Annotated in this window: 11 protein-coding genes; 6 read left to right on the top strand and 5 right to left on the bottom strand. The window is 68.3% G+C overall.

Annotated elements, in window-relative coordinates; translation table 11 throughout:
* Nucleotides 1-204: 204 nt before the first annotated feature.
* Nucleotides 205-1119 (bottom strand): LysR family transcriptional regulator, encoded by a 915-nt coding sequence (locus tag EOD73_RS14985; RefSeq protein WP_164846097.1) that lies wholly within the window; start codon nt 1117-1119, stop codon nt 205-207.
* An 88-nt stretch (nt 1120-1207) separates the two neighbouring features.
* Here EOD73_RS14985 and EOD73_RS14980 point away from each other — a divergent pair, with 88 nt between their 5' ends.
* The 3 genes from EOD73_RS14980 (at nt 1208) to EOD73_RS14970 (ending at nt 3296) form a co-directional block, all read left to right on the top strand.
* Nucleotides 1208-1702 carry a nuclear transport factor 2 family protein gene (locus EOD73_RS14980; protein ID WP_240660732.1) on the top strand — a complete coding sequence of 165 codons (495 nt, stop codon included), beginning with the start codon at nt 1208-1210 and terminating at the stop codon, nt 1700-1702.
* 161 nt (nt 1703-1863) lie between these two features.
* Nucleotides 1864-2763 (top strand): CPBP family intramembrane glutamic endopeptidase, encoded by a 900-nt coding sequence (locus tag EOD73_RS14975; RefSeq protein ID WP_164846096.1) that lies wholly within the window; start codon nt 1864-1866, stop codon nt 2761-2763.
* Nucleotides 2760-3296: a hypothetical protein gene (locus tag EOD73_RS14970; RefSeq protein ID WP_164846095.1), complete on the top strand. Its 537-nt coding sequence runs from the start codon at nt 2760-2762 to the stop codon at nt 3294-3296. Before EOD73_RS14975 ends, EOD73_RS14970 begins: the two co-directional genes overlap by 4 nt.
* 15 nt (nt 3297-3311) lie before the next feature.
* On the opposite strand, the gene EOD73_RS14965 is transcribed toward EOD73_RS14970, so the two are convergent.
* The 4 genes from EOD73_RS14965 to EOD73_RS14950 form a co-directional block, all read right to left on the bottom strand.
* Nucleotides 3312-3866, bottom strand: coding sequence for a DUF3455 domain-containing protein (locus EOD73_RS14965; protein WP_127683826.1), 555 nt, complete (start codon nt 3864-3866; stop codon nt 3312-3314).
* Between the two features lie 119 nt (nt 3867-3985).
* Nucleotides 3986-4897, bottom strand: a complete 912-nt coding sequence (locus tag EOD73_RS14960; protein WP_127683825.1) for a hypothetical protein — start codon at nt 4895-4897, stop codon at nt 3986-3988.
* Nucleotides 4898-5012: 115 nt separating this feature from the next.
* Nucleotides 5013-5342 (bottom strand): hypothetical protein, encoded by a 330-nt coding sequence (locus EOD73_RS14955; protein WP_127683824.1) that lies wholly within the window; start codon nt 5340-5342, stop codon nt 5013-5015.
* 118 nt (nt 5343-5460) lie between these two features.
* The gene (locus EOD73_RS14950; RefSeq protein WP_164846094.1) at nt 5461-7713 is read right to left on the bottom strand and encodes a TonB-dependent receptor plug domain-containing protein; all 2253 of its coding nucleotides are present in this window, start codon (nt 7711-7713) and stop codon (nt 5461-5463) included.
* Between the two features lie 271 nt (nt 7714-7984).
* On the opposite strand from EOD73_RS14950, the gene EOD73_RS14945 reads away from it, so the two are divergent.
* The 3 genes from EOD73_RS14945 to EOD73_RS14935 all read left to right on the top strand — a co-directional run bounded on the left by EOD73_RS14945 (nt 7985) and on the right by EOD73_RS14935 (nt 13645).
* Entirely contained in the window at nt 7985-8338 is a 354-nt protein-coding gene (locus tag EOD73_RS14945) for a YciI family protein (RefSeq protein WP_127683822.1), read from the top strand.
* 64 nt (nt 8339-8402) lie between these two features.
* Nucleotides 8403-9560: a response regulator gene (locus tag EOD73_RS14940; RefSeq protein ID WP_127683821.1), complete on the top strand. Its 1158-nt coding sequence runs from the start codon at nt 8403-8405 to the stop codon at nt 9558-9560.
* The gene (locus EOD73_RS14935) at nt 9560-13645 is read left to right on the top strand and encodes a response regulator (protein WP_127683820.1); all 4086 of its coding nucleotides are present in this window, start codon (nt 9560-9562) and stop codon (nt 13643-13645) included. The genes EOD73_RS14940 and EOD73_RS14935 overlap by 1 nt, the downstream gene beginning before the upstream one ends.
* The last annotated feature ends 31 nt before the right edge of the window (nt 13646-13676 follow it).

The raw sequence follows: 13676 nt of genomic DNA, 5'->3' as shown, positions 1-13676 counted from the left end.
TCACTTGACGAGTTCAGTTCCTTGGGCTGGTATGGCGTCCAGTGTTGCTCCATGAGTGGGGGACTGAATGTCCGAAATCGCCAGTGGCCGAGGGCACGGCTTTGCGACTCGTGCGACCGCTCCTGGCCGGCATCAGACCTAGCCATTCGGTTGACCAGCCGGCGGCCTCGCTGCCAAGCCGCGCCCCAGCCGCCCAACGGGCGTTCACGCCGCCAACAAGCGCCCCACTCGCTCCGCGATCTCGTCGTAGACCACGCGAATCAAAGGCGAACTCGCGATCTCCGTGTGCGTCGTCAGCCAGCAGGTGAGCGTGGGCAGGGCCAGGGTGGGCAGCACCTGGCGCAGGTCGGGGTAGACGCCCAGCAGCAAGCGCGCCGCGAAGCCGATGCCGGCGCCGGCGGCGATGAGTTGGGTGCACACGGCCTTGTCGTTGGTGCGCACGCGGAAGTGCGCGGCGTTCAGCGGCACGCCCAGGGCTTGCAGGGCGGGCAGCATGACGGTGTCTTGCTCGATGCCCAGCAGGCGGTGCTGCAGCAGGTCGGCCGGCGCTTGGGGCGTGCCCATGGCCTGCAGGTAGCGGGCGTGGGCCAGCGCGACGATGGGCACGGCGCCGACTTGGCGGGCCACCACATTCAAGTCGGTGGGGCGGCTGAAGCGCAGCGCGATGTCGGTGGCGCGGTGCAGCAGGCTGGGCACCTCGTCGGTGGCCACGAGTTCGATCTCCAGCCCCGGGTGGCGGGCCACCAGGTCGCTGACGATGGGGGGCAGCACGTGGGCCGCAAAGATCTCGCTGGCCGACACGCGCACGGTGCCGCGCAGCGCGGCCGATTGCGCGGTGAGCGACAGCGCCATCTGGTGCGCCAAGGCCTCCATGTCTTGCGCGTAGCGGGCCACAGTGTGCGCCGCGGCGGTGGCGTGCAGGCCGCGGCCGGTGCGCTCGAACAAGGGCGCGCCCAGCTGGGCTTCCAGCTCGGCGAGGTGGCGGCTGAGGGTGGACTGCTGCGCGCCCAAGCTGCGCGCCGCCGCGGCCATGGAGCCCGCGCGGTGGATGGCCAGGAAGCTGCGCAGCAGCACCCAGTCGAAGCTTTGGGCGCTGAGGCGCGCGATGCGTTCCGGCATGGCTGCCTTGCGCGCTTCGCGCTGGTGCGGCGCGCTGGGCTCGGCCAGACTGACGCTTTGAACCTCCGGCGTTGATCGCTGTTTTGCCATGCCTCGAATGCTGTTGTTGCGCGTTGTCGCTTTGTTCTGCCTGTGGGGGGCGCTGGGTGGCGCTGCGGCGCAAGTGCCCGTCACCCCCAACCCCGACCACGAGGCCCTGCTGGCGAGTGTCGACCCCCGACTGGCCGCCAACAAGCGCCTGGTCTACGACTTCTGGCGCGAGGTGTTCGAGGCCGGGCACCTGGACTTGGCCGACAAGTACCTGGCCGAGGGCTACATCCAGCACAACCCCACCGTGCCCACGGGGCGTGCGGGCTTTGTGGCCTTCTTCGGGCCATTTGCCAAGGCCAAGCCGATCGAGCCGCGGGTCAAAGCGCCCTTGGTGCAGATCGTGGCCGAGGGCGACTGGGTGGTGCTGAGCTTTGTGCAAAAGCGCCCCGACCCGAAGGACGCCACGCGCAGCTACACGACGACCTGGTTCGACATGTTCCGCATCGAGAACGGCCAGATCGCCGAGCACTGGGACCCGGCCGTGAAGCCCTGAGCCCGGGGGGCTGCCGCGCAGGCGATGCGTTCCTGCATAGGTGGCTTGCGGACCGCGGCATTGCCGCGGCCGCAGGGGCGGCCGACACTGAACCCGCTGTCATCCCTGGGGCCATGCACCCCGGCCTCCACCGGGGGCGTGTTCTTGTTGTGGCCCCTGCTGTGTCTTCGTCTTCTTCCTCGCCCGCCTCGCGCTGGCACCGCCTGACCCAAGGTCCGACGGCGCGCTTCTTCTGGGCCATCCCCCTGGTGGGCCTGCCCTTCGTGCTGGCCAACGTCGTCTCCAAGCTGTGGATGACGGCGCCCGAGTTGCTGGCCTTTCGCAACCCGTTCAAGACGGTCGTGCTGCTGCTGGCCTACGCGGCCTTCGTGCGCTGGGTGGAGCGGCGGTCGGTGGACGAGGGGGCTTTGCCCGGCGCGGGCCGCGAGTTGGCGCAGGGCTTCGGTTGGGGCTTGGGCGTGATCGGCGCCGCGGTGGCGCTGCTGGCGCTGAGCGGCGGCTACACCGTCAGCGGTTGGGGCAGTGCCCAGGGCGCGCTCACGCTGCTGCAGCTGCACGTGTTTGTGGCGGTGCTGGAGGAGTTGCTGTTCCGCGGCCTGCTGTTCCGGCTGCTGGAAGGCATCGTCGGCACCTGGGGGGCGCTGCTCGTCTCCACGCTGCTGTTCGGCCTGGCGCACGGCGCCAACCCGGGCGCGAACGCCATCACGCTGAGTGCGCTGGGCGGGCTGTCGGTGTGCCTCACCTTGGCCTTCGTGATGACCCGCCGCCTGTGGCTGTGCGTGGGCCTGCACTGGGGCTGGAACTTTGCGCAGGGCGGGCTGTTCGGTTTGCCGGTGTCGGGCACCCAAGTGGCGCCGGGCGCGCTGGCGGCCAGCACCAGTGGGCCCACGTGGCTCACGGGCGGGGCCTTCGGGCTGGAGGCCTCGGTGCTGACGCTGGCCCTCACCGCCCTGTTGTGCCTGCACTTCGGCCGCGAGGCCCTGCGGCGCGGGCATTGGCGCGCGCCGTCGTGGGCCTCGGCCCGGTCGATTTCTGTGGCTTCTCCCTCTCAGGTTTCATGATGTCTTGGACCTTCCGCTCTTCCGCCCTGGCCTTCATCGCCAGCCTGTTGCTGGCCCCCTTGCCTGCGCACAGCATCGACTACGCCGACGGCGCCAAGGTCATCGCCGGCGTGTGCCCGGCCTTGGTCAAGCGCGACCTGCCCAACGCCACGCCACAAGACAGCGAGGCCATTTGCGGCTGCATGCGCGAGAAGTTGGCCGCCTCGGCCAAGGACTACCCAACCGCCCTGCCGACCCAGCAGCAGTGGGCCGACCTGGGCATCCGGGCGGCCACGCAGTGCATGGCCCCTCACATCGGCCAGATTGCTGCCCAGCAATGCATCGCCAATGCGACGTGGCGCCAGCAGCTCACCAGCTCGGCCCGCATCAACGACGCCCAGTTCGACCGCTACTGCCACTGTCACGCTAAGTTGGCGGCGGACGAAACCGCCAAGGGCACCAACCTGAGCGACCCGGAAGTCCGGCGCGTGCTCAAAGACAAGAGCTACACGCAGTGCCTGGCGCCCTTGAGGGCCGAGAAACCGGCGAAGTGAGGCCCTGCCCGGGCCTCAGCCCGGCTGCCAGAACAGGTAGTCGGCCTGGTACTTGACGATCTCGCGCTGGCTCAGGCTGGCGGCATCGCAGACGCGGCTGGGCGCCACACCGCCCACCGTGGCCACGCGCTGGATGTAGGCCGTGCCCGTCATCGCGCCTGGGGCGCCGGTGGCCGGGTTGGCCTTCACCAGCTGCAACGGGATGCTGCCCGGCGTGGCCGGTGCCACGGCCACCTGCGCGCCCGTCACCACCGAACCGTCGGCCGCCGCCCAGGTGGCCGGCGGGCCGTAATAGCGGCCCAGCGGCTTGCCGTCGCGGCTTTGCAGCGTGGCCTGCGGCCCCACGAACACCCACTCGAAGGCCCCGGCCATGTTGGCCTTGGCCCGGCATTCGTACGTGATCTCGCCCACGCCCACGGTGTGCAACACCATTCGGTGGCCGGCCGGCACTTGCACGGCGGCGGGCAGGCTGGCGGTGTCGAAGGGGGGCAGGGGCGGGGTGGCGGTGGCGCAGGCGGTGAGCGCCAACACGGCGGGGGCCGCGAGGGCCAGGGTCAGCAGGCGGGACATAGGGAGCTCCTGAGTACGAGGGGTGGAGGGGTGGGGCCGAAAGGGTCCACCTCCCCAGTACTCGCCAAACTGCGAATTGGATGCAGCGCGGAGGCGCTCAGCAGCCGCAACGCTTTCGCTTAGCGCAGTGGCTTGCCCATGCTGTACCGTTCCTTGAGGCTCACTCGGTCACCAAGAACCACCGAGAACTCGCCGTCCGGTTTGCCCTCAACAAAGGACCCTGACCAATCCACGATTCCGTGACTCCCAAACGCCTTGCCGCTGTAGGGCGATCCGTCCGGAAGCTGGGCGAAAACGGGAACGTTGCACGCGCTTTCGTACTCGAAATGAAGCTCTGGCGGTGGGGGATGCCGCTTGTCGGGCCCTGGATCTAGCGCCACATCGTGATCACCAAGGTGCGCAACGTCAAGCCGATAGAGCGCACTGGTCAACTCGTTGCCGCCGTGCACAAAGAACATCGCCATCAAGCTGGATGACGCCGCCTCAAACCCAGGAAGCACTTGCCTTTCAACAGTGACCTTCATCAGCGGCAGAAGAATTCCTGTCTTGATCGGCGGGACGCGCTGCTCGACGACATCGGGCGCCACGATTTCATGGGCCAGCCACCCAGGTGCGATCAATTGCGCCAGGTCCGCCGCGCTGACATACACGGGCCCCACCGGTCTCCATCCCCGGTTCTGGATGGTGATCGTCCAGCTGCTGTCACGGGCCCCCTTGTGGACCGCGATTCGCAGGGGCGGGTAGCGCCGGCGCTCCGCGGCGGCCAGGTCCATCAGGCCAAGGGTGATCAGACCCATGGCCGCAAGCCGGTTGGTGACGCGGTACTGCCCAATCAGCCAGTGCCTCAAACTGGCGCCCTGAGGTTTGCCTTGCCACCGCGCGGTCAATCCCAGCCATATTGGCAAGGTGCTGAGCATGATGGCGAGTCGCCACTCCGGTGCGTGGAAGGCAAGTGCGCATGCGGCCACGAACAGCAGCAGCATGGCAAGCGGACTGCCGATGACCACCAGCGTGTTGGCAATGAGTCTCAAATGCGCTCCGGGATGGGTGGGGGTGCTGCACGACCCTGTCGGTCACTTGGGCGCTCGGTGGCGCCAATGTCCCCGCTGGAACGATGGATGCATTGGATTCCGCAGCTGGTCGCTGTCATGCCAAGCGCACCAACAAATGGGGGGCATAGGACGACCAACCCAGCGCGGCTACGATCGCGACCGAGACAAGCACGGACGTGCCCGCCAACCCACGCGACCCGCGGTGGAGCGCGAGGGCCCAGAGCGTGACGCACACCAAGGGGCCGACCCACCACGCTGCAATCGTTCGGTAGACGAACTGCGTGTACTCGGGCACTTGAACGCCAAACGCCCGCCAGACCTCTAGGAAGCGCTCAGTGCCGCCGTTCTGGAGCGTGTAGATGAGGGTGACTTGAACCGCGACTGGCAACAGCACGGCCACCACGAGAAAGATCTTCTTGAACATGTCGGCAGCTTAGGTTGGCCAGGACACGGACACAGGCCCGACACGCAGTTCAGCCACACGCCAACCCACGCTCGAGGGGGTTCGGCGCCGTCTCCGTCCGTGTCCCTACCGCGCCCCGCTAGAACCGCATCTCCGCCCGCACCCCCCACACCGTGAAGGTGCGCTGCCGGTTCTCCGTCTGCGTGACCGTCGGCGCGGCGCTCACGGTCGTGGTGGTCAGGGTGTCCAGCGGCGCGAGGTTGCTGGCGGTCAGGCGCCAGGTCAGTTCGGGGCCCTGGGCCCAGACCAGGTAGACGTCGGCCACGCGGCGGCGGTTCTGGCGCCAGGTGCTGAGCGGGGTTTGCTGCACCAGGGTGTCGGGCACGACGCCGAGGTTGACGCCGGCGCTGGCGCTGGTGCCGATGAAGCGGTAGTCGGCGCCCAGGTTCAACGTGCCCTTGGGCTGCTGCTCCAGGCGGTTGTTGGGGCCGGGCAGGCCGTCCACCTGGCTGTGGAACAGGGCCAGGTTGCCGCGCAGCAGCAGGGGGCGCAGCCAGTCGGGCGGGTCGTCCCACAGCTCGTCCACGCGGGCCTTGGCCTCCAGCTCCAGGGCCACGACGCGGGCGCGGTCGAGGTTGCGCGGGCGGCTGACCCAGCGGGGGCTGGCGTCCCAGGGCACTGTCTCTTGCGCCAACAGGCGGCGGATGAGGCCGCGGATGTCGCGCACCGAGGCGTTGGCGGTGAGCACGCCGCCGCTGGGCAAGAAGCGCTCCCAGCCGATCTCCAGCGCGGTGGCCAACTCGGGCTTCAGCGCCGGGTTGCCGGCCCAGTCGGGGCTGTTCTGGGGGTTGGGGCCCGTGGGGTAGGTGGCGTTGATGCCGGGGCGGGCGATGAGGTCGTTGAGCGCTGGGGCACGGTAGCTGCGCGTCAGGCTCATGCGGATCTGGTCGCTCTTGCTCCAGGTGGGCTTCCACAGCGCGTGGGCCAGGGGCGATAGCACGCGGCTGGTGTTGCGCGTGGCGATCCGCGTGGGGCCCTGGCCAGGGTCGCCCTCGGTGCGGATCTGCTCGTAGCGCAGACCCAGGTAGGTGGACCACTGGGGCGACGGGCTCCACTCGTCTTGCGTGTAAGCGGCGATGCGCTGGGTGCGCGCTTGCAGGTTGTCGCCGAACTCGGCCAGCTCGGGGCGCGACTGGCCGTCGACGAGGCTTTCGCGCAGCTGGTCGCGCCGGGTCCACTCGACCTCGGCCCCAGTCACCCAGTTGTGCTCGCGACTGGTTTGCTCGCTCCACTTGGTAGACAGGCTGAGGTTGTCGTCGGTGGTGCGGGTGCGGTCGTCTTGGCGGCGGGCGGGCAGGCCTTGCAGCGCGTCTTGGCGTTCGCTCTCGTTGGTGCTTTGGGTGCGCCCACCGAACACGCGGGCCTCCAGGCGCGTGCTGGGCGGCAGGCGGTGCTGCAGGGTGGTGGTCAGGCGCCAGGTGCTGCTGCGGCTGTCGCTGTGGGTTTGCGTCGCGTCGAAGCGGCTCACGCCGGTTTGCGCCCAGCCGCCGGCGTTGTCCCCACGGGCGAAGGACAGCACGGGGGCGATGTGCAGCGAGGTGAACTCCCCCAGCTTCCAACGCAGGCGGCCGTTGGCGTTCAGGTTGTGGCGGCGATCCAGGTTGCCACCCAGCGCGCTGGTGAGGCCCCGCGCGCCCGTCACGGTGTTGAGGGTGGTGGTACGGGTGTTGGTGTCGTTGTAGCGGCGCTGTTGGTTCAGGCTGACATTGAGCGCCCCCACGAGCGAGTCGTCCCAGAACTTGCCGTTGCGCGTCCAGTGCGCGTCCCACTGCGGTTCGCCGTGATCCAAGCTGGCACCCAGGCGCAGCTCGTGGCTGCGCTGGGCCAGGGGCTCGCGCAGGATGATGTTGATGGTGCCGGCCACGGCGCGGGCGCCGGTCTCGGCGGTGGGCGCGCGCATCACCTCGATGCGCTCGACCTGCTCGGGCGGCAGCTGGTCCACCGAGAAGCCGGCGGGGGCGCGGTCGCCGTCGATGAGGATCTGCGTGAAGCCGCCGCCCAAGCCGCGCAAGCGCACGTCGCCGCCGCGCCCCGGGCGGCCTCCGAGGGTCACGCCGGGCAGGCGGCGCAACACGTCGCCCAAGGCACCGTCGCCGTAGCGCAGCAGCTCCTCGCGGCCAATGACGATCTTGCTGGCCGTGCTGGCGCGGCGGCGCATCTCGGGCGTGGGGCCGCCGGTGACAACGACTTTGTCCAAGGCAGCAGGTGCGCTGGCCGCAGCGGCAGCAGCGACTGGCGTTGGCGGCGTGGCCTGCGCCGCTGGCGCTTGGACCCAGGCCGGCGTGCCGCCGGCCAGGCTGGTGCTCAGCAGAAAAACGGCGAGGCGGTGCATGGGGGCGCAGTGTCTCCGCACCGTGGCACGGCGCCCCATGCCCATGCGTGCATCGCGCATGCCCTCATGGGCAAGACTCTGGGCGTCTGCGTCGCTTCGGCAAAGTCCTGCGGCTCGCGCGCCAGGTCCAGCCCAGAACGCAGCAGGGGGCCCGAGTCGCGGCACCTGCCCCTGAAATTTTTTTTGCGGCACCGTCATGCGGGCCGGGGCCTGTCCGTCATGGCGGCAGGTGCCCACAATCCCGTGTGCACCATCCCCAACGGAGAACGCCATGCCGAACTTCCTATTCCTGCTGCACGAAACCCCCGCCGACTCGATGGCAATCAACGCCGCCGAGTTGGGCGAAATCATTGCCGCCCACCAAGCCTGGGCCGAACGCCTGGGCGCCGCGGGACAGCTGGTGGGCGGCGAGAAGCTCACCGACGACGGCGGCCGCCACCTGCGCCGTCAGGGTGGGCAGGTGCTGGTGAGCGACGGACCGTACGCCGAGGCGCACGATGTGATCGGGGGGTTCTACATCGTGCAAGCGCCCGACCTGGCTGCGGCCGAGGCCTTGGCAGCCGATTGCCCCCACCAGCACGGCCGGCAATGGATCGAAATTCGCACCATTGACGCTTTGGGCTGATGGCTTTCGCCAGGTCGTTGGCTGTGCCACCATGGCGACCTCATCCCGTTAGCCTCCGATCCGCATGACGCTTGCCACGCCGCTCAAGCCGACCGTCCTCGTCGTTGACGACACGCCCGACAACCTGACCCTGATCGGCAACCTGCTGAAGGACCGCTACAGGGTCAAACTGGCCAATTCGGGCGAAAAGGCGCTGGCGATCGCGCGCGCGGCGCCAGCGCCTGACCTTGTCCTGCTCGACATCATGATGCCCGGCATGGACGGGCACCAAGTCTGTGCGGCGCTCAAGGCCGATCCGGCCACCCGCGACATCCCCATCGTCTTCCTCACAGCCATGAGCAGCACGGCCGACGAGGAAGCCGGTCTGAAGATGGGTGCGCTGGACTACATCACCAAGCCCATCAGCCCGCCCATCGTGCTGGCGCGGGTGGAAACGCAACTCAAGCTCAAAGCCGCGGCCGACTTTCTCCGCGACCAAAACGCCTTCCTGGAGCAACAGGTGGCGCTGCGCACGGCCGAAGTGCATGCCATTCAAGACGTCACCATCCTCTCGATGGCGTCCTTGGCCGAGTCGCGAGACAACGAAACCGGCAATCACATCCGGCGCACCCAGTACTACGTGCGTGCCTTGGCGGAACAGCTGCGCAATCACCCACGGTTTGCCCACTACTTGACCGATGCGCAGATCGAAATGTTGTTCAAGTCGGCCCCGCTGCACGACATCGGCAAGGTCGGCATCCCCGACCGCATCTTGCTCAAACCGGGCAAGCTCACGGCCGAAGAGTTCGAGGTCATGAAGACCCACACCACCATCGGACGCGACGCCATCGAACGGGCCGAACAACAGCTCGGCCTGCCCGTCGCGTTCTTGCAGTGCGCCAAGGAGATCGCCTATGGCCACCAAGAGAAGTGGGACGGCAGCGGCTACCCCCAAGGCATTGGGGGCGATCTCATCCCGATTTCGGCCCGCCTCATGGCGGTGGCCGATGTGTACGACGCGCTCATCAGCCGGCGCGTCTACAAAGAAGGCATGCCGCATGAGAAAGCCGTCGAGATCATCATCGCCGGTCGAAATCAGCACTTCGACCCCGACGTGATCGACGCCTTCGTGGTTGTTCTGTCGCAATTCCAGGCCATCGCAACGAAGTTCCATGACTCTGACGCCGACCTGGCTGCCAAAGTGCACCAGGTCGAAGGCATCGCGCACACCATCGTGCTCTGATGGCGCGCAGCGACCCGGCGGGCCCCCTGACCCTCAGCGTGTCAGCGCGCCTGGGCGTGCTGTTGGCGGCACTCGGGCTGGCGCTGGCGGCCTTGGCCGGGTACGCGCAGTGGGTGATCGGCGATCACACCCGACTGCTGCAAGCCCGTGTAGAGCGCGAGGCCCTGGCCTTGGAGCAGCGAACGCTGACCGGGCAAAGCATGGGCGCGGTGGCACTGGCCGGTCGCTTGAACCTCGACCTCATGGAGGCCGCGAGTGCGCCCGGCTTGGAGGCCGCGCCCGCACCGTCGCTGGTCAGTGCCCTGCAGACCTTGGCTGCCAGTGTGCAAGCCGATCAGGCCTATCTCGCCAACCGTGCCGGACAGGTTGTGGCCCAGTCGGGCACGATCGATGGCCTGGAGCGCGGCATGAACGTCGCCTTCCGTCACTATTTCCAGCAGGCCTTGTCCGGTCAGCCCTCCGCCTCCATCGCGGTGGATGCCTCCAGCGCGGGACGCCACTCGTACATCGCCGCCCCCGTCTACCGCAATCGAGAGGCGCAAAGCACCGCGGACATCGTTGGGGTGGTCGTCGCCCGCGAACGCTCGGAAGAGGTGGACCGTCAACTGAGCCACTGGCCCCACACCTTGGGCCTGTTGCTGTCGCCTGAACACGTGGTGATGGCCGGCAACCGGAGTGACTGGTTGCTGCGGCACGTGGGCGAACTCAGCGCCGAGAAGCAAAGGCGCTTTGCTTCCAACCACCTGTACGGCAAACGAGGTTCCGAGATCCAAGCGGCACAAGCCCTGCCCGACTTCTTGGGTGGCGGCCTGCACTGGATGGATGGCGCGTTGTACCTGGCCGCGGCCAGCCCGGTGAACTTCAACCACCGTTTGGGTGCCTGGAAGCTGGTGTACCTGGGTGAGCTGTCGGCCGTTCTGAGCCCCTACACCTTGGGTGCGGTGGGTCTGCTCACGTTCTTGACGAGCGCCGTGCTGGGCCACCTGGTGTTGCGCCGCCGCGCCGATCAGGCGCTGCGGGCGCAGCAGCAGCGGGCCTTGGCGCTCAGCCAAGCCCAGGTGCAGGCCATGGTGCAGAACCTTCCCGGGGTGGTGTTTCGCAGCGAGGCGCAGCCCCCATGGCGTTTGGACTTCCTCAGCCCTGCCGTTCAGGACCTCAGCGGCTACCCCGCGGCCGATTTTTTGGGTGACTCCGCGCCACGTCGCTTGGTCGATCTGATCCACCCCGACGACGCACCTGCTTGGCAGGCCACCTTGCGGTCCGGGCTGGCCACCCAACAGGGGTTCGGGCATGAGTTGCGCGTGGTGCACCGCGACGGCAGCGCTCGCTGGGCACTGTTCCGCTGCATGCCCACCGCCGACGAAACGGGCCAAGCGCGTCACTTGGACGGCATGCTGTTCGACATCCACGAACGCAAGCAAGCGGAAGCCGCGCTGCGCGACAACGAAGCCCGTTTGCGCGACCTGCTCGACCTCGCACCCGTGGGCTGCTCCATCAACACACGCGAAGGCCGGCCCGCGTTCAGCAACCGCCGCCTGGCCGAGCTGCTGGGCCGCGACCGCGACGACCTGACCCAACTCAACACCGCTGATTACTGGGCTGAGCCCAGCGAGCGCCAGGCTTTTGTCGATCGCTTGTGGGCCGATGGTCGCGTGGAAGGCTACCGCGCCCGATTTCGGCGTGCCGACGGGCAGGCCTTCACGGTGCTGCTCACCTCGTCCATCGAGAACATCTTGGGTGCCGACCACATCGTGTCTTGGAGCTACGACATCACGCAGTTGGAGGCGGCCGAGCAAGCCATCTGCCAAGCGCGAGACGCCGCCGAAGCCGCCACCCGGGCCAAGAGCGACTTCCTGGCCAACATGAGCCACGAGATCCGCACGCCCATGAACGCCATCATCGGCATGAGCCATCTCGCCCTGCAGGCGCCCCTGGAGCGAAAGCCTCGGCACTACATCGAGAAGGTCCACCTCGCCGCCAACAACTTGCTGGGCATCATCAACGACATCCTCGACTTCTCGAAGATCGAGGCCGGCAAGCTGGACCTGGAGTCGGTGCCATTCCAACTGGAAGACCTGCTGGATGGTTTTGCCAACTTGGTGGGCTTCAAGGCGCAAGAGAAGCGCTTGGACCTGCTCGTTCGGTTGGACCCCGCCACCCCCACCGCCCTGGTGGGCGACCCGCTGCGACTGGGCCAGGTGCTGACCAACCTGGGCAACAACGCCGTGAAGTTCACGGCGCAAGGCGAAATCGAACTCGGCATCACGACCCAGAACCGCGACGACGAGAGCGTGGAACTGCACCTCTGGGTGCGCGACTCGGGCATCGGTCTGTCCCCCGAGCAGCAAGGCCGTCTGTTCCAGAGCTTCAGCCAGGCCGATTCGTCCACCACCCGCAAGTACGGCGGCACCGGCCTGGGGCTGGCCATCAGCAAGAACTTGGTCGAGCGCATGCAAGGGCGCATCTGGGTCGAAAGCCAAGCAGGCCAAGGCGCCACCTTTCACTTCACCGTGCGTTTGGGCCTGCAGGCGCACAGTCCCTCTGCGGCGGCCCCCAGCAACGCGCTGACCGGCCTGCGTGTGCTGGTGGTCGATGACAGTGCCCACTCGCGCGACATCCTGATGAGCACCTTGCAGGCCTTTGGCATGACAGCCGACGGCGCCTCGAATGGGGACGAAGCCCAAGCGTTGGCCCAAGCCGCCGAGGACAACGGCCGCCCTTACGCGCTGATGCTGATGGACCGCGACATGCCGGGGCAAGACGGGATCGCGGCCTTGCAGGTGCTGCAAGCCGCACCGCACTGCCCACCGGCGTGGCTCATTGCCTCCGGCGATGCCGAGCAAGCCCGCGAAGCGGCCAGCCAAGTGGGCGTGACTTTGGCGGGCGTGCTGGTGCGGCCGGTGACCCCGTCTCACCTGTTCGAAGCCGTCGGCCGTTCCACCGGGGGCCATGCGCCCGTGGCCACCCGACGCTGGCAACGCGCCGAGCTGGCGCAACAGGCGCGCCAGCACCTGCGCGGCGCGCGCCTGCTGCTGGTGGAAGACAACGACATGAACCAAGAGCTGGCGCTGGAGCTGCTCCGGGGTGCGGGCATCGAAGTCGTGCTGGCCGAGAACGGCCAAGAGGCCCTGGACCGACTGGCTGCCGAGTCGCCGTTCGACGGCGTGCTCATGGACTGCCAAATGCCCGTCATGGACGGCTACACCGCGACCCGCACCTTGCGCCAGAACCCCGCGTGGCAACAGCTACCCGTGATTGCCATGACCGCCAATGCCATGGCCGGCGATCGCGAGAAGGTGCTGGCCGCCGGCATGAACGACCACATCGCCAAGCCGCTGGACGTGGGCGCCATGTTCGCCACGCTGGCGCGCTGGGTCACACCACCACGCCCAGCGTCGGAGCCGGCCGACACCACCCCCACCGAGCTCGACGCCCCACCGCCAGAGAACGACGGCTTCGACCCGAGCACCCTGGCCTTCGACGGCCTGGATCCCCAGGCCGGGCTGCGCATCGCGGCCCACAACTCCGCGCTGTACCTGCGCCTGCTGCGCCGCTTCCAACAAGGCACCCGGACTTTTGTGCACGACTTTGTTGGCGCGCAAGCGCAGCCCGACGCCGAAGCCCCCGCTCGGCTCGCACACACGCTCAAGTCCACGGCAGGGCACATCGGCGCGCACGCCCTGCAAGCCGCCGCCGCCGCCCTGGAGGCCACCTGTCGCTTGCCCGATGCCAGCCCAGCGCAGTGCGATGCCGCCCTGGCCGCTGTGCAAGTGCCCTTGGAAGCCCTGCTGGCCACGCTGGATGCCCGGCTGCCCGCGCCGGCCGCCGCCGCACCCAGCGCGGCCTCGCACGACTGGCAAGCCAGCAGCGCCCAGCAGCAGCAATTGGTTCGCTTGCGCGCTCTGTTGCAAGACAGCGAAGCCGAGGCCACCGATGCGCTGGACGCCCTGCTGGACTCCTGCGCCGGCAGCCCGTGGGCCAGTGCTTTGCAGCAAGCCCAGCAGGCCTTGGCGGGTTACGATTTCGACGCCGCCTTGCAGGCCTTGCAGGGCCTTTCTTCGCCCCACAATGGGCCAACGGGCTAACGTCTGCAACCCTTGTCCATCCCACCCAGGA

This window comes from Inhella crocodyli, from assembly GCF_004004565.1.
Classification (GTDB): domain Bacteria; phylum Pseudomonadota; class Gammaproteobacteria; order Burkholderiales; family Burkholderiaceae_C; genus Inhella; species Inhella crocodyli.
This window is presented reverse-complemented; position numbering and strand designations above follow the sequence as displayed.

Bases quoted from the DNA above. Each gene is read 5' to 3' on its own strand.
- EOD73_RS14950 (WP_164846094.1), bottom strand. From the start codon at position 7,713: ATGCACCGCCTCGCCGTTTTTCTGCTGAGCACCAGCCTGGCCGGCGGC.
- EOD73_RS14965 (WP_127683826.1), bottom strand. From the start codon at position 3,866: ATGTCCCGCCTGCTGACCCTGGCCCTCGCGGCCCCCGCCGTGTTGGCG.
- EOD73_RS14970 (WP_164846095.1), top strand. From the start codon at position 2,760: ATGATGTCTTGGACCTTCCGCTCTTCCGCCCTGGCCTTCATCGCCAGC.
- EOD73_RS14985 (WP_164846097.1), bottom strand. From the start codon at position 1,119: ATGCCGGAACGCATCGCGCGCCTCAGCGCCCAAAGCTTCGACTGGGTG.
- EOD73_RS14935 (WP_127683820.1), top strand. From the start codon at position 9,560: ATGGCGCGCAGCGACCCGGCGGGCCCCCTGACCCTCAGCGTGTCAGCG.
- EOD73_RS14980 (WP_240660732.1), top strand. From the start codon at position 1,208: ATGCCTCGAATGCTGTTGTTGCGCGTTGTCGCTTTGTTCTGCCTGTGG.
- EOD73_RS14940 (WP_127683821.1), top strand. From the start codon at position 8,403: ATGACGCTTGCCACGCCGCTCAAGCCGACCGTCCTCGTCGTTGACGAC.
- EOD73_RS14945 (WP_127683822.1), top strand. From the start codon at position 7,985: ATGCCGAACTTCCTATTCCTGCTGCACGAAACCCCCGCCGACTCGATG.
- EOD73_RS14955 (WP_127683824.1), bottom strand. From the start codon at position 5,342: ATGTTCAAGAAGATCTTTCTCGTGGTGGCCGTGCTGTTGCCAGTCGCG.